This is a genomic window from Haloimpatiens massiliensis (assembly GCF_900184255.1).
GTDB lineage: Bacteria > Bacillota > Clostridia > Clostridiales > Clostridiaceae > Haloimpatiens > Haloimpatiens massiliensis.
In genome coordinates this window covers 1,330,315-1,347,500 of the sequence record NZ_LT854640.1, presented here as the reverse complement: position 1 = coordinate 1,347,500, position 17,186 = coordinate 1,330,315, and the positions used below count along the sequence as shown (strand labels likewise).

At 29.5% G+C, this 17,186-nt stretch carries 10 protein-coding genes, 1 rRNA gene and 3 pseudogenes (1 of these 14 running past the window's edge); 2 read left to right on the top strand and 12 right to left on the bottom strand.

The genetic code is table 11. From position 1 onward, the window contains the following. The 4 genes from C1715_RS14555 to pckA all read right to left on the bottom strand — a co-directional run. Positions 1-321 (bottom strand): 16S ribosomal RNA (locus tag C1715_RS14555) (it extends 1,192 nt beyond the left edge of the window). Positions 322-1,490: 1,169 nt separating this feature from the next. Further along, positions 1,491-2,309, bottom strand: a complete 819-nt coding sequence (locus C1715_RS14550; RefSeq protein ID WP_102401183.1) for an undecaprenyl-diphosphate phosphatase — start codon at positions 2,307-2,309, stop codon at positions 1,491-1,493. 204 nt (positions 2,310-2,513) lie between these two features. Continuing rightward, entirely contained in the window at positions 2,514-3,671 is a 1,158-nt protein-coding gene (locus C1715_RS14545) for a transglutaminase domain-containing protein (protein ID WP_102401182.1), read from the bottom strand. A gap of 91 nt (positions 3,672-3,762) precedes the next feature. Beyond that, a complete protein-coding gene (gene pckA / locus C1715_RS14540) occupies positions 3,763-5,337 on the bottom strand; it encodes a phosphoenolpyruvate carboxykinase (ATP) (protein ID WP_102401181.1) in 1,575 nt (524 codons plus the stop codon). Positions 5,338-5,803: 466 nt separating this feature from the next. Between pckA and C1715_RS14535 the strand changes: the two genes are divergently transcribed. Further along, a complete protein-coding gene (locus C1715_RS14535; RefSeq protein ID WP_102401180.1) occupies positions 5,804-6,649 on the top strand; it encodes a YitT family protein in 846 nt (281 codons plus the stop codon). Between the two features lie 51 nt (positions 6,650-6,700). Here the strand turns inward: C1715_RS14535 and C1715_RS20325 are convergent. The 3 pseudogenes from C1715_RS20325 to C1715_RS14530 all read right to left on the bottom strand — a co-directional run. Beyond that, positions 6,701-7,057, bottom strand: a pseudogene (locus tag C1715_RS20325) (S1 RNA-binding domain-containing protein); the annotation flags it as partial. After that, a pseudogene (locus C1715_RS20320) lies at positions 7,037-7,144 on the bottom strand (hypothetical protein); the annotation flags it as partial. The pseudogenes C1715_RS20320 and C1715_RS20325, both read right to left, overlap by 21 nt. Before the next feature lie 5 nt (positions 7,145-7,149). Then, positions 7,150-8,857, bottom strand: a pseudogene (locus C1715_RS14530) (Tex-like N-terminal domain-containing protein); the annotation flags it as partial. A gap of 172 nt (positions 8,858-9,029) precedes the next feature. Here C1715_RS14530 and C1715_RS14525 point away from each other — a divergent pair. Then, the gene (locus C1715_RS14525) at positions 9,030-10,406 is read left to right on the top strand and encodes a M28 family metallopeptidase (RefSeq protein ID WP_102401178.1); all 1,377 of its coding nucleotides are present in this window, start codon (positions 9,030-9,032) and stop codon (positions 10,404-10,406) included. A gap of 66 nt (positions 10,407-10,472) precedes the next feature. On the opposite strand, the gene prfB is transcribed toward C1715_RS14525, so the two are convergent. From prfB to C1715_RS14500, 5 genes are all read right to left on the bottom strand, one after another. Further along, positions 10,473-11,574 (bottom strand): peptide chain release factor 2 gene (gene prfB / locus C1715_RS14520; RefSeq protein ID WP_102401177.1). Its coding sequence is split into 2 segments (ribosomal slippage): positions 10,473-11,495 and positions 11,497-11,574, totalling 1,101 coding nucleotides; the frame shifts between segments, so codons are not numbered across the junction. 138 nt (positions 11,575-11,712) lie between these two features. Beyond that, positions 11,713-14,247, bottom strand: coding sequence for a preprotein translocase subunit SecA (gene secA, locus C1715_RS14515; RefSeq protein ID WP_102401176.1), 2,535 nt, complete (start codon positions 14,245-14,247; stop codon positions 11,713-11,715). Positions 14,248-14,443: 196 nt separating this feature from the next. Next, positions 14,444-14,980 carry a ribosome hibernation-promoting factor, HPF/YfiA family gene (hpf, locus tag C1715_RS14510; protein WP_102401175.1) on the bottom strand — a complete coding sequence of 179 codons (537 nt, stop codon included), beginning with the start codon at positions 14,978-14,980 and terminating at the stop codon, positions 14,444-14,446. Positions 14,981-15,464: 484 nt separating this feature from the next. Further along, entirely contained in the window at positions 15,465-16,106 is a 642-nt protein-coding gene (locus C1715_RS14505; protein ID WP_242971967.1) for a ComF family protein, read from the bottom strand. A gap of 11 nt (positions 16,107-16,117) precedes the next feature. Beyond that, positions 16,118-17,125 (bottom strand): hypothetical protein, encoded by a 1,008-nt coding sequence (locus C1715_RS14500; protein WP_207654983.1) that lies wholly within the window; start codon positions 17,123-17,125, stop codon positions 16,118-16,120. Positions 17,126-17,186 lie beyond the last annotated feature (61 nt).

The window sequence follows — 17,186 nt, the reverse complement described above, 5'->3', positions numbered from 1 at the left end:
GTTCCAATGTGGCCGATCACCCTCTCAGGTCGGCTACGCATCGTCGCCTTGGTAAGCCTTTACCTTACCAACTAGCTAATGCGCCGCGGGCCCATCTCAAAGCGGATTACTCCTTTGATTACAAAACCATGCGATTTCGTAATTTTATGCGGTATTAATCTCCCTTTCGGGAGGCTATTCCCCTCTTTGAGGCAGGTTGCCCACGTGTTACTCACCCGTCCGCCGCTAATCCATTCCCCGAAGGGAACTTCATCGCTCGACTTGCATGTGTTAGGCACGCCGCCAGCGTTCGTCCTGAGCCAGGATCAAACTCTCAATTTAAAAGTTTAATCTCAAACTCAAATTCACTGACTTTATGATTTATCATCATCATCTCTGTTTAATTTTCAAAGACCAGTTTGTGTCCTTCAACGAATAATATTCTATCATCTTAAATATCTTTTGTCAACAAAATTAAAATATTTTTTTATATTTATTTTATGATTAACCCACAATAAGGTACAATGTGGTGGAATTATAAAATTTCTCCTCCATGACTTGCATAAAAGCTCGGAACAATAAATTTAATTTAAGAAATTCTAATCTTTTAGCCATATAAAATTATCTAACGCTCACATTCAGCGTCCTGCCTCAGGTTCGCTAGCCTGGCGTCCTTGCCAGGCTTACGATAATTTTATCTGTCTAAAAGAAGAATTTCTAAAATTAAATTTAAACAGTTCCTTCGCTTCTTATGCAAGTCATTCCAGAGAAATTTCATAATTCAAGTAATATAATGCTTTTTGTGGGTTAATCATTTTATAGCATATTTATTACTTACAATTATCTTCTCTAAACAATTATTTTTATCTATAATATTGATTTAATTATTCAACTTTTGCAGTTATAAAATAAAAATTTAAAATGAAGAATAAAGCTCTTTTATAAACTAACTATAATTTGAAATTTGCAGGTAAGTAGTAAGCAATAGTTAAGAGTTAAGAGCTAAGAAGTAAGAAGTAAGAGTTAAAGATAAAACTCAGAGAGTTTTTTATAATTAATTTGCAAGTAATAGGTACTAAGTAATAGTTGTGCTGAAAATTCAGCCTTGCTGAATTTTTTCAAGAGCTCTTACTTTTTTACCTACTAGTTCTTACCTTTTCACTCTTACTTTTTACTTCTTACTTTTTTACCTCTTAGCTCTTACTTTTTACTTCTTACTTTTTACCTTTTCACTCTTACTTTTTACTTCTTACTTTTTACCTCTTAGCTCTTACTTTTTCACTCTTACCTACTCTACAAATTCCTATTTTACATTCTAAATTTTAAATCAAAAACCCTTATTAATCTAATGTAGAGCTTGAACTTTATGTGCGAAAGTTGAGTTAATTATTATTTAAAATAGAATTCCAATGGGATGATTCAAATACTTTTTATTTCTTTGAGCCATCCCATTATAATTATAATTGTAATTTTTTCTTTATTTTATCAAGTAAGTTTAAAACAATATAATCCTAAACTGTAATAACATGTGCAAATGATAATCCTAATAATAAAATACCAATTATTATTCTATAGATTGCAAAAACTTTCATAGGTTTTTTCTGTAGATATCCCATAAACTTGTCCACTACAATTAATGCTACTATAAAAGATACTAAGAATCCTGCAGCTAAAGCCACTATTTCTGAAATACTTAATACAGCTTTATATTTTAATAAACTTATTCCTGACATACCTATCATAGTAGGTATTGCTAAGAAAAAAGAGAATTCTGCTGCTGCCACTGTAGAAAGTCCACTAATCCAAGCTCCTATTATAGTAGAAGCAGACCTAGACATTCCTGGCCAAAGTGCTAAACACTGAAAACAACCAATTTTAAGTGCTTGTACTAGTGTCACATCATCCATGTCCCTAGTATAGTAATTCTTTCTATGCTTATTCTCAGCATATACCATCCATATTCCGCCTAATACCAATGCCGCTGCTACAGTTGGAATACTAAATAGATGTTCCTCTATTTTTTTATGAAAAAGAATTCCTAATACTCCTGATGGAATACAAGCAACTACAATATTTAACCAAAGCTTAAATCCCCATTTTCCTGGTGCAAGATTCTTAAGTGATTTCCATATTTTATTCCAATATAAAACCACTATAGCTAATATAGCCCCTAACTGAATGACTTCAGCAAACATTTTAGAAAAGTCGTTATTAAAATTTATAAAATTTTGTACTATTATCATATGTCCAGTAGATGATACAGGTAAAAACTCTGTTATCCCCTCAACTATTCCTGTTATAATAGCTTTTAATATAAGTACTAAGTCCATATTATTTACCTCCAATATTTGAAAAGCTCTTGTTGTAACACTTTAATAATTATACAATACATAGCTAAAACAATTCAACCAATTATAAACAGAATTCTAACCTTTAGGTGAAGTTTTAACTCCATCTAAAAGTTAGAATTCGCTATCTAGTGATGTAACAGTGTTTATATACCTCTTTAAAAACTACATTGTATTTTTTACCTATTACTTTTGTAAATTATAATTTATAATTACTTCCCTCTGAACCTTCTCTTTATTCATTGAAAGCTTTATTGTATTTTTTCCTTCTAATAGGGTTATTTCAAAATATTTATTTACTTCTTTCCACTTGCCAGCATTTACACTTATATAATATTTGTCCACCATTACACTATCTCTAAATACCCCTCCATATAATTGTATTTTCTCATTATCTTTATCTTTATCTTTATCTTTATCTTTATCCTTTTTACTGTTTTGTTCTGAAAATATTAATGTAGGAACAGCATCTTTTTTCACTACTTTTTCAGGTTGATATTTTATTTTAGGAGAAATATTAAATAAAACTTGCTTATTAGTAAAAATAGTAGGTTCTATTATAGAATCTTTTATATAAATCTCTGGTAAATCTCCTTTATTTATATAGGTTATAAACGAATTACTTTTTCTAATTCCATATATACTATTATCTATAGGAATAGTATATGAATATAAGTATTTTTTTAAATTTTTCATATACTTTTTAGAATCACTTCCACCTAATATTTCTATATTATCATCCCTCTTACTTATAACTTCCATTACACTTATAGGCTCTCCCTTGTTAGTTATATAGTGTAAATTAGCGGGATCTAACATTATCCATTTATTATATTTATCACTCCACACTTCACATACAAAATGATTATACTTTTTCTTATATTTATTAGCTTCTTTAACTCTTAATTCTCCCTTTCTTACATTCAATCCAGCTGCTGTTGCTAATTCTGTATATATTGAACAATAATCCTCGTCATTTATAGTTACTGCATTTTCCTTAGCTTTTTTTATTGTTTCAATAGCAAATTCTTCACTACTCATGCTATTAGGATTGTACTTCACCCTTTCACTTAGCCACTTCATGATAACTAAAGCTTTTTTCAAATCATCATTTTCATTTTTAATTAACTCTTTAAGTTTAAAAGTGTCCTCTATTTTTTTAATATTCATGTCTTCTTTATCTTGATAATAAAATTTAATATTTGCCTCAGAGTATAAATTGTCCCACTTCTCCACATTAACTTTATTCTCATTAGACTTTACAAATCCATATTTATTAAAAGCTACTGCTACTATGGCCACTAATAATCCCATAAGTAAAAGTTTAAAAAACTTATTCTTCATTTGTCGCCCCTCCTTTTTATATATAAAAATAAACACCGAAAATATATCTATACTATATTTTCGGTGTAAAGGTCTAATTACTTTAAAATTTCTATACTATCGGAGCAGCTTTTTTTATTTCATCTGGTACATTTTTAAATTTTTTAAAGTTATTTTGGAATTTTTCTGCTAGTTCCTTAGCTTTTTTATCATATGCATCTTTATTTTCCCAAGTATTTTTAGGATTTAATAGCTCCGTTGGAACATTTGGACATTCCTTTGGCATAAGAACTTTTAGCACTGGATGTTCTTCATATTCTACATTTTTTAATTGTCCTTGAATAGCAGCTTTGACCATAGCTCTAGTATATTTTAAATTCATTCTTGGTCCTACTCCATATCCTCCAGCTATCCATCCTGTGTTAACTAAATATACATCAGTATTATATTTTTCAATCTTTTCTCCTAAAAGTTCTGCATATACTGATGGGTTCATAAGCATAAATGGCTCTCCAAAACAAGCTGAGAAAGTAGCCTTTGGCTCAGTTATTCCTCTTTCAGTACCAGCAACCTTGCTTGTATAACCTGACATAAAATGATACATAGCAGCTTCTTTAGATAATTTTGATATAGGAGGTATAACTCCAAAAGCATCAGCTGTTAAAAATATAACCGTATTAGGTTGTCCACCGATACCATCTAATTTTACATTTTTTATATAATCAACAGGATATGCTCCTCTTGTATTTTCTGTAAGAGATCCATTGTCATAATCTGGATTACCTTCTTCATCTAAGATAACATTTTCTAAAACAGAACCAAATTTTAATGCCTCATATATTTCCCATTCTTTTTCCTTATCTAATCTTATAGTTTTAGCGTAGCATCCACCTTCAAAGTTGAATGTTCCTTTATCACACCATCCATGCTCATCATCACCAATTAATAATCTTTCTGGATCTGCTGATAAAGTGGTTTTTCCTGTACCAGATAATCCGAAGAATATAGAAGTGTCACCAGCTTCTCCTATGTTAGCTGAACAGTGCATTGGGAATACTCCCTTGTCTGGCATTAAGAAATTCATTACAGAGAACACTGATTTCTTTATTTCTCCACTATACTTTGTTCCACCGATCAATACTATTTTTTTATCAAAATTCACTAAAATAAATGCCTCTGAATTTATCTTATCTTCTTCAGCATTAGCTTTAAATTCTGGTACAGCTATAATTGTAAACTCTGGTTTATGATTTTGAAGCTCGTCCTTATTTAGTCTTCTAAATAATTGATTTGAAAATATAGCTTGAGACGCTAATTCGTTTACAACTCTTATAGGAAGGCTGTATTCCTTCATAGCACCTACATATCCATCAAAAACAAATAAATCTTTGTCTTTTAAATATTCCATAACTTTATTATATAAGTTGTTAAAAACCTCTTCCGTAGTTGGTAAGTTAACTTCTCCCCAATTAATTCTATTCTCTGTACTTTTTTGTTTAACTATGAATCTGTCTTTAGGGGATCTTCCAGTATATTTTCCTGTCTCCACAACTAAAGAACCCTTACTTGATAGTCTTCCTTCTCCTCTTTCTAATGCTTTCTCCACTAGCTGAGGTACTGATAAATTTCTAAATATATTTTTTGTTGTTTGTATTTTTAATTCTTTTAACTCATCTACGAAACTCATTTCATAGCCTCCTTATTAAATGCATCTTCAATTCAATAATTCTATTCCTAAACATTTACACTCCTTTTACTTTACCATCATGCAAGAAAAAGTGCAATATTCAAAATACCCTTTTAATCATAAAAAAACCCTTTATATTATTAGAATATACTTTTTTCTTTATTTATGATATATTTTCTGCTTTTATGCTATACTTTTTATATAAAAATATATTTTTATAAATCTATTATATATACTAATTATATTTTCATCCATTTATGAAATAAAATGTAATGCAAAATAATTATATTGTTATTTTTTTTGCAATATCTCTTTCAATTTCATGAAAAAACACATAATCATATTGTTATGTAGTAACTTTTATGCTAGTATAGTATTCGCTATAAACATATTTTATGATATTTATTTTCTGTGTTTTTAAACTTAAGGCACATGAAAATATTAGATTGATAGGAGATGATTTGCTATGAAGAAAATAATTAAAGATTATATTCTTTTAACTGCTGGTTGTATTTTATTTGCAATAGCTATATCAGCCATATTAATTCCTAGTAAAATAGGTGCTGGAGGAGTAACCGGTATTGCTACTTCCTTAAACCAGTTATTTGGTCTTAAAGTTGGTATGGCATCTTTATTAATAAATGTACCTTTATTTTTATTTGGTTTTAAATTATTAGGGAGAAAATTTGCTATAAGAAGTGGATTTATAGTTTTCCTTTCCTCTATACTTATAGATTTTTTAAATTTGCATTACAAATTTAAACCCTTTGATGATGTATTACTAGGCTCCGTATTTTGCGGAATACTAATAGGTGTAGCTATAGCTCTTATATTTATGGCTGGGGGCTCTACTGGAGGACTAGACATATCTGCTAAAATAATAAGCGCAAAATTTCCAAGCCTACAATTATCTACTATATTATTAGTGGAAGATATATTAGTTTATTTGCTAGTTGCCTATGTATTTGGACTAAATTCAGTACTATATGCATTTATATTAAGTTTTACTAGAACTAAAACTATGGATATTATTCAAGAAGGTATATCCTCAACTAAGCAATGTATAATAATCTGCGACAATGCTGAAAATTTAGTAAAAGAAATTCAAATAAAACTTTTAAGAGGTGTTACTGTACTAGAAGCTAAAGGAAGTTACTCTAACACAGATAAGAAATTTATTTATGTAGTAATACAAAAGAATGAATTATCACAACTCAAGGAAATTGTACGTTCCGTAGACCCTGCTGCATTTACTACTGTTTCACCAGTGACAGATATTCTTGGAAAATATAGAAATCAAAATGAAATATAAAAAGAGATTATGAGACTCTAGAAATTAATTTCTAGAGCCACACAATCTCTTTTATTTTTTCATTGTTAAGGAAATCCTTTTTCTCTTTTCATCCACATCTAAAATTTTAACTTCTACTATATCCCCAACCTTTACTACATCCAGTGGATGTTTCACAAATTTATCCGACATTTGGCTTATGTGAACCAATCCATCCTGATGCACTCCTATATCTACAAAAGCTCCAAAATCAGAAACATTTCTTACAGTTCCAGTTAAAACCATACCAGGCTTTAACTGATTCATCTCTATTACACCTGACTTTAAAATTGGCTTTGGCATTTCCTCTCTCGGATCCCTTCCCGGCTTTTTAAGCTCATTTATTATGTCTTTTAAAGTTGGAATACCTATTTGCAATTCTTCAGCTAAACTTCTCATACTTTTATTCTCTAATTTTTCATCAACTTCTTTTAATCCACCTTTTTTTAATTCCAATAAATTTAGTTCTAATATTTCCAGTAAACTTTTGGCAGCCTTATAAGACTCCGGATGCACTGCTGTGTTGTCAAGAGGTTCATCACTTTCCATAACTCTTAAAAAACCTGCACATTGTTCAAACACCTTAGGTCCAAGTCTTTTTACCTTTAAAAGTTCTTTTCTGCTACTAAATTTTCCATTTTCTTCTCTGTACTTTACTATATTTTCTGCTACAGATGCACTTATGCCAGAAATATATGATAGCAAGGATGGTGTGGCTATATTTAAATCTACCCCAACATTATTAACACAATCTTCTACTACTCCCTTTAAAGATTCATCTAATTTTTTAGGAGCTACATCATGCTGATATTGGCCTATTCCTATGGATTTAGGATCTATTTTTACTAATTCTGATAAGGGATCTTGAAGTCTTCTTCCTATAGATATAGCTCCTCTTAAAGATACATCTACATCTGGATACTCTTTAGCTGCAAGCTTAGATGCAGAATATACAGAAGCTCCTGCTTCTGAAACTATAACATAGTATAATTCCTTTTCCTTCTCCTCTTTAACTTCTTTGATAAGCTGTACTATAACTTCTTCTGATTCCCTACTAGCAGTTCCATTTCCTAAAGATATTACATCTACGTTATATTTGTAAACTAAATCTTTAAGTTTCTTAATTGAACCCTCTATATCATTTGCAGGTGCTGTAGGATATATTGTAGCTAAATCTAACATTTTACCTGTATCATCTAATATTGCAATTTTACATCCTGTTCTAAATCCAGGGTCATATCCTAAAACTCCCTTTCCTTTTATAGGTGGCTGCATTAAAAGAGATTTCAAATTAGCTTTAAATATATTTATAGCTGATATCTCTCCCTTTTCCTTTAGTTCACTTCTTATTTCCCTTTCAATGGAAGGATATATGAGTCTTTTTAGAGAATCCCTTATACTATCTTCAATATATGCGTCTGTAATACCATTTCCTTTTAAGCACTTATCCTTTAAGTAATCCACTATTTTTTCTTCATCACACTGTATTTTCACTGACAATACTTTTTCACTTTCTCCTCTATTTATAGCTAATATTCTGTGAGGAGGTATTTTAGAAACATCTTCTTTATAATCATAGTACATTTCAAAAGGAGTACTCTCTTCACTTTCTCCTTTAGTAATTATAAAACCATGCTTATTTACAAAATTCCTTATCCATTTTCTATAATCTGCTTCATCAGATATTATTTCACTTATTATATCCATGGCACCCTTTAGCGCTTCCTCTTCACTTTTCACACCTTTCTCTTCATTTACAAATTTTCTTGCATATTCTAATATATCTCCTGAAAATTCTCCATTTAAAATAGTTTCTGCAAGGGGTTTCAATCCTTTTTCCTGGGCAATAATAGCTCTTGTTCTTTTCTTAGGCTTATATGGTCTATATAAATCTTCTACTTCAGTTAATGTATCACATTTGAAAATAGATTCCTTTATTTGATCCGTTAATTTTCCTTGTTCCTCTATGCTTTTTATTATTGTTTCTTTTCTTTCCTCCAAGTTTTTTAAATAAACTAGCCTCTCATTAAATTCTCTAAGCACTTGATCATCTAATCCACCAGTTCTTTCTTTTCTATATCTAGCTATAAATGGCACTGTATTGCCTTCATCTAACATACCAATTATATTCTCAATTATATTGAGATTTATATTAAATTCTTTTGCTAATTTATTATTTATATTCTTCATATTTACCTCCAGTTATTTATTTAAATGTACTTAAGCTACTATATAAGTTTAAATTAATTTAATGCTTTTTACAACATAGCAATAGAAAAAACTAACACTTTAGCCATAGTTATATCATATTTTAAAAATTATATACATATTCATATACAAACATTAATATAGAGAGGTTACTATGAAAAAGTCAAAGAATTTTTTTATTATATTCTTACTATCTGTATTCACTATTTCCTTCTTATTTAGTTTTAAAACTTATATATGTCTCAATAAATTTAATACTGATAAAGTAATCAAACATATAAATTACTTATCTTCTGACCGATTACAAGGAAGGCTTCCTGGTACATTAGAAAACCGCATAGCAGAACAATATATAAAGTCACAATTTAAAAATTACAAACTCCAACCCTTAGATAAAAATTACTTGCAATCATTTAAGATTAAATATCCTTCGAAAATCTCCAATAAAGCTCCTTATTTAAATGTAATTGATAAAAATAATAATGTAGTTAAAGAATTCAAATATGGAGTAGACTATAAGGAAGATATGCTTAATTTCAAAGAAAATAATATAATTTTTACAAGAGATAATTGTAATTTTAGTGGTGACGGTATAAGAGCAACTGTTAAAGACTCCTCAGTTGTTTTTTATTGCACTTCAAATGGCTTAGATTTCAGAAGCTCTTTCATGATAGATGCCCCTGCTAGTATGTATGTAATGATAACAAAAGATACCTTATCCCAAATTTACAACTACATTAAAAATGGATATACTTTAAACTGCTACATTCCCTATACTATTAAAGATACCTATGTAAATAATGTCACTGCCAAAATAGAAGGCAAGGACAAAAGTCTACCACCCTTGGTATTATCTGCACATTATGACCATGTAGGTGCAGATTTATCTGGCAATGTATATAATGGCGCCCTAGACAATGCTTCCGGAGTAGCTTTTATTCTGGAAATGAGTAAAGTTATACAATCCTTGGGCAAACCTAATAGAGATATAATTTTTATTGCATTTAATGGTGAAGAATTCGGATTTGTAGGTTCTACCGCCTTTGTAGAAAAATATTCTTCGAAACTTAAAGGAAGTAAAGTATTCAATTTTGATATGATAGGCGGAAATACTTCTGTTCCCCTCTGCATAATGGGAAGTAAAAAAGATTCCTACGACAACGAATTTTTAAATTCTATTTCTACTACCTGTTCTAATGAAAAAATTAATTTTAATAGAATGTTTGAAGATGCTAGCGACCACAAGCCTTTTAGAGATCATAATATTGATGCAATAACTTTTTGTGATAATGACACATCAAAAATTCATACTCCAAAAGACAATGTTGAATTTATAAAAGAAGATTCTATTATAAGATGTTTTAATGTAGCTTCTAAAGAAGTTTTTAAATATTCGTTCAAAAATAATCCCTTTATAATTTACTACAAAGTATTTATGATAGTATCTTTTACTGGAATAATTGTTGTAACTTGCTATTATATATATGGAAGAAAAAAAACATCCTCTAACTATAAACAAAGCATAAAATAATTATTATATTAAAATCCTCCTTAGGCACATTCAAATAAAAATAGAGTAAATCCATGCAGATTTACTCTATTTTTGTGATAAATATCCTATTATAAATTCATCAATTTCTCCATCCATTACAGCAGTTATATTTCCTGTTTCCACACCTGTTCTATGATCTTTTACTAGATTATATGGATGAAACACATAAGACCTTATTTGACTTCCCCATCCATTATCCTTTAACTCACCTGTTAAATCCTCTATCCTTTCTTTATGTTCTCTTTCCTTAAGTGCAACTAATTTAGCCTTTAATATCTTCATAGCTGTTTCTTTATTAGTGTGTTGGCTTCTTTCGTTTTGACATTGAACTACTATACCCGTAGGCAAATGAGTTATTCTTATGGCACTTTCAGTTTTATTAACATGCTGCCCACCAGCTCCCCCTGAGCGATAGGTATCTATTCTTAAATCGTCACTTCTAATTTCTATATCCTGACTTTCACTTAGTTCCGGAAGTACTTCTACAGAGGCAAAAGAAGTTTGTCTTTTACCATTAGCATTATAAGGAGATATCCTAACCAACCTATGTATTCCCTTTTCTGCATTTAAATATCCATAGGCAAATTCTCCAATAACTTTAACTGTAACTCCCTTTATACCAGCTTCATCTGCTGGTATAAAATCTAATACTTCTACTTTAAATCCCCTTGCTTCACACCACCTTTTATACATCCTATATAGCATTTCTGTCCAATCTTGAGCATCATTTCCACCAACTCCTACATGTAAAGTTAAAATAGCATTATTCCTATCGTATTCTCCAGATAAAAGAGTTTGTATTTTCATATTATCTATATTACTTTTTAACTCTTTAATTTCAGACTTTATTTCTCCACAAGTAGAATTATCCTCTTCTTCTAAAGATAATTGTATTAATGTATCTATATCTTCTATTTTAGTTGTTATCGCATTATACCATTCTATTTTATCTTTTATTCCTTTGCACTTTTGAGTTATATCCTGTGCTTGTTCCATGTTATTCCAAAAATTTGACTGCTGCATTTTATTTTCATATTCTGATAATTGATTTTTAAGTTCTGCTAAGTCAAAGGGAAACACTCACTTCATCTATTATCTTTCTCATCTCTTTCACTTCTTCTATAAACTCCTGGTATTGTATTAACATATTTCCAACCTCTTTCTTTGCATAAATTTATCTAAAACATCTATTTTTCATAGTTAACATAATATTATAATACGTGGTTACGTGATTCAATCAATTAAAATTGAGTTAGAAATGAAATCATCTCTAACTCAATTTTATTTAGACTACGCCTCTTCCACAACAATTTTTATATTTTTTACCAGAACCACAAGGACAAGGATCGTTTCTTCCTATTTTTTCTTGTTTTCTCACTGGTTCCCTTTTTCCTGAAGACTCTTGATTTGTTGAAGTTATCTTCGCTACTCTCTCTCTTTCAGGTACATTTTCTAATCTTACATGATATAAATATTTTACAGTATCCACTTTAATACTTTCTATCATTTCATCAAACATATCACTACCTTCCATTTGATATGCCTGAGATGGATCTTGCTGTTTATATGCTCTAAGTCCTATTCCTTGTTTTAAATGTTCCATATTATCTATATGGTCCATCCACTTAGTATCTACAACTCTTAAAAGTAAAACTCTCTCTACCTCTCTCATAGCTTCTAAACTAAATTCTTCTTCTTTTTGTTTGTACATTGTATCAGCTAAATCTAATAATTTTTCCTTTATTTCTTCATTGCTAAGATTTTTTAAATCCTCTACTTTTATAAAGCCTATTGGAAGATATAGATCTTCTAAATATTTTATTAGCTCAGATAGTTCTTTTTCAAATCCATCTTCAACACCAGATATATGTGAATCCACGGCACTATATATAACATCTTTTATCATTGCCTGAATTTGCTGTTTTAAATCTTCACCTTCTAGAACCTCTGCTCTTTGTTTATATATAACTTCTCTTTGCTTATTCATAACATCATCATATTGAAGTACATTTTTTCTCACGTCAAAGTTATTTCCTTCAACCTTCTTTTGAGCACTTTCTATAGCATTAGTTACCATTTTACTTTCTATAGCATCTTCATCCTCTAATCCGAACTTATCCATTACAGTTCTAAATCTATCAGAAGCAAATATTCTCATAAGATCATCTTCGAAAGATACATAAAATATAGATTCACCTGGGTCTCCTTGACGTCCTGAACGTCCTCTTAACTGGTTATCTATACGCCTAGATTCATGTCTTTCAGTTCCTATTACTTTTAATCCACCAATAGATGGTACATCTTCACCTAATTTGATATCCGTACCACGTCCAGCCATATTAGTAGCAATTGTAACCATGCCATTTTCTCCTGCATGAGATATTATTTCTGCTTCTTTTTCATGGTACTTAGCATTTAATACCTGATGTGGTACACCCTTTTTCTTTAACATGCTAGATAAAACCTCAGATTTTTCTATGCTAACTGTACCTACAAGCATTGGTTGACCTTTCTTATGGGTTTCTACAATTTCATCTACTATAGCCGTATATTTAGCTTTTACTGATTTATATACTTTATCTGGTCTATCATTTCTTATAACTGGCTCATGGGTAGGAATCACTACTACATCTAATCCATATATTTCCCTAAATTCATTTTCTTCAGTAGCTGCAGTACCAGTCATACCAGATAATTTATTATACATTCTAAAATAATTCTGAAATGTTATAGTTGCAAGTGTTTTTGATTCCTTTTGAATCTTAACTTTCTCTTTAGCTTCTATAGCTTGATGAAGTCCATCACTGTATCTTCTACCTTCCATAAGTCTTCCTGTAAATTCATCAACTATTATAACTTCTCCATCTTTAACCATATAATCTTTATCTTTTTTCATCATATAGTTAGCTTTTAAAGCTTGTATTACGTGGTGTTGAATTTCCATGTTACTAGGATCTGCATAGTTTTCTAATTTAAAGAAAGCCTCAGCTTTTTCAACTCCAGCCTGTGTTAATATAACCGCATTAGCTTTTTCATCTATTGTAAAATCTCCAGTTTCTTCTCCCTCTTCACTCTTTTCACCTTTTGTCAAAGTAGCTACAAAAAATTGAGCTATTTTATAAAGATCTGTAGATTTGTCACCTTCCCCTGAAATTATAAGAGGGGTTCTAGCTTCATCTATAAGTATAGAGTCCACTTCATCAACTATACAGAAGTTTAACTCTCTTTGTACTCTTTCTTCTTTATATACCACCATGTTATCTCTTAAGTAGTCAAACCCCAGTTCGTTATTAGTACCATAAGTTATATCTGAATTATATGCCGCTCTTCTCTCTTCATTGTCTAAATCATGGACAATTACTCCTACAGATAAACCTAGAAACTCATGTATTTTACCCATAGTCTCAGCGTCTCTTTTAGCAAGATAATCATTTACTGTAACTATATGTACTCCTTTACCACTTAATGCATTTAAATATGAAGGTAAAGTTGCAACTAAAGTTTTTCCTTCACCAGTTTTCATTTCAGATATTCTACCTTGATGAAGTATAACACCGCCCATTAACTGCTCTCTAAAGTGTTTAAGTCCTAGCGTTCTTACAGATGCCTCTCTAACGACAGCAAAGGCTTCTGGTAAAATATCCTCTAAAGTTTCACCTTTTTCTAATCTTTTTTTAAATTCCTCAGTTTTTGCTTTAAGCTCCTCATCGCTTAACTTTTGCATTTTTTCATCATAACTTTCAATTCTATCTACTAAAGGTTTTATTTTCTTTAATTGTCTTTCACTATAAGTCCCAAATACTTTATCTAATAGTCCCATTTTAAACCTCACCATTCTTCAAATTTTATATTTATTATTCTAATATCTATAAATTATATCATCTACTTAAAATATATTCAACTTTACAAATAGATTTTTAACCATTTTATTACATAAAATTTATTTATTTAAAATCGATTTATATTTCCTGCAAAATAAAAAAATGCGGTAGACTCTACCGCATTTTTACTTCATATTAGAATTCAGGTTCAATCAATCCATAATTACCATCATTTCTCTTATAAACCACATTTACATCTGAAGTTTCTGCATCTTGATATACAAAGAAACTGTGTCCTAAAAGCTCCATCTGTAAAATAGCTTCTTCCGCTGACATTGGTTTTATTGCAAATTTCTTTGTTTTTACCACCTTAGGGTCTTTATGTTCATCTTCTTTCCATTCATAATCTGGTATGGAACTAAATCTTACAGAATCTAAACACCCTTTTCTTCTGGCCAATTTCGTTTTTTGTTTTCTTATTTGTCTTTCTATTTTATCTACTACTAAGTCTATAGCTGCATACATATCTGTGTTAGTTTCTTCACCTCTTAATATAATTCCATTAAAAGGTATGGTAATTTCTATAATTTGATTATTTTTTTGTACACTTAAAGTTACATTAGCTGGTACGTTAGGTTCAAAATATCTATCTAATCTAGACATTTTTTTCTCCACAATATTTTTTAATGCATCAGTCATTTCTATATTTTTTCCAGTAAATCTTACTATCATGAAACCAGCCCCTCTCTTAATTAGCTAAAAATTAATAATAAATTTTGTTTGTATTATTATCTTAACTCTTATGGTTCAATAACTCAAACCATATTTTCAGAATCAATTAAATATTCTACTTTCTTTATGTGCACTAGGTTATTCATGCTTATTATTGCTAAGTATTTCACATCCATCTAATAGATGCATAACCATTAGTTTTATGTTAAAATAAAATTGTTGGGCTAAAAAAGCTAAAAAAAATAGAGATAAATAAATTTATCTCTATTTTACTGAATTAGCTGACCTGGTCTTTGACCCCACACTCGCCTGCTGGAGCTTTTGCTACTAGGCATTATCCCCTCACTACTAACCCTCTCGCTTTAAAGCGGCAGGACTTACTTCTAAGCCGCACCATGCTCATTAAACTTTGTTTAACTTACGTGGATCGTTTTGCCTGCGACTGGCATCGACTTTCAACCACAAACCTAACCCAACAATAATATTATATCTTACTTTTTGCTGCAGTCAATACAATAATTTCATCTGAATTATTTTTTAACAATTCAGAAACACAATAATATGCTGTGGCTCCTGTAGTTATAACGTCATCCACTAACAATATTTTTTTATTTTTTATATTCTTACCCTTTATAAATTTGAAGCTATCTTTTAAATTTACCCATCTTTCTTTTCCATTAAGCCCTATTTGATCTCTAGTTTCTTTAGATTTCTTCAAGCAATCTATAACCTTTTTATCAAACTTCTCTCCTATATATTTAGCTAAATATCTGCTCTGATTATATCCTCTCTTTTTTTCGTTTTCTTTGTTTAAAGGTACATAGGTAATCATATCAAAATGTATTTCTTTATCCTTTATAATTTTAATCATATAATCTGCTAATATATTTCCACATCTAAAATCACTTTTGTACTTTAATCCTAATACTATTTTCTTAACAGCAGGGGAATAATATAAAGCGCTGTAAATTCTAGTTTCCTTATTATAAATTTTAAATTTTATACTTTCTTCACAATCTTTAATTTTATCTCTACAATTAATACATAAATATAAATCCTGAAATAATTTTTTACCACAAACTACACATTCTTCTTCACTATAATATACTATATCTAAAAAATACATAATGAGTTTTTTTAAATACTTAATAATCCCATTTCCCATGCTTCTTTATTAAAATTCCGAGTTATATTTTTAGCCTTTGCCATAGCATTAGTTTCTTTTTTTGCTAAAAATATAACCTCTCCTTTCTCAAATTGTTCCATAAAGCTTGATCTACCTGCTAAATAAACAAGCTTTTTATAATCAAATTTATCATCATCTGCAAAATAAACCATTATGTTTATATTATTAAAATTCAAATATTTTTCTCCTAGGTAATTTGTAACTAATATTGCCCTCTTCTTTTTTGAGAAATTTGTTAAGACCTTTACATCACTACTATCCTCTATAAAAAAATCAATATTAGCATTTAATTTATTTTTAAGCTTTAACAAGTAGTTATACAAATTATTTACTTTATCCTTATCTGGTACATATATTATTATTTTCTTATCTATATTTATTGACCAATTTAAATATTCATATACCACATAAGGTATATCTTTATTAATATTTAATCTTGTAAACAATACAGTAGGTTCTGTTACAGGCTTGCCATTATTGCGAAGTGGCATATTTATTTCCTTAGAACCTTTCATTAAGGTTTCTATAGCAAAAAATACTATTTTTCCATTAGATGAACAATACTTATTACATATATTTTTAATAAATCTATAATCAGTAGTACATATACCACTAATATTGTCATATATAATCAAATCAAATTCTCCATGGATTTGGCTAATTGATGACAAATCCCAAATAACTAAACTGGAATCATATTTTGAATACTCACTTCTAATAAATGTATAATCTCTAAAATTAGTATTGCTTTTTATGTTATCAACAATTTCTAAACATCCTTTGTTAGTGGATATATATAAAATTCTTCCTGGCTTTTTAGCCACATATTGAATAATATCTAAAAAGAATTCACATGAATTATACGGTGGAGAAATTATATTTAAGTATTTATCTTTTCCATTATACCAATTGATGATATCTCTTTTTATTTTATCTATTTCGTATGTAAACTTAACCATATTCATTATAACCAATATACTCACCCCCAACATGGCAATAAGTTAACTATCCTATAACGAA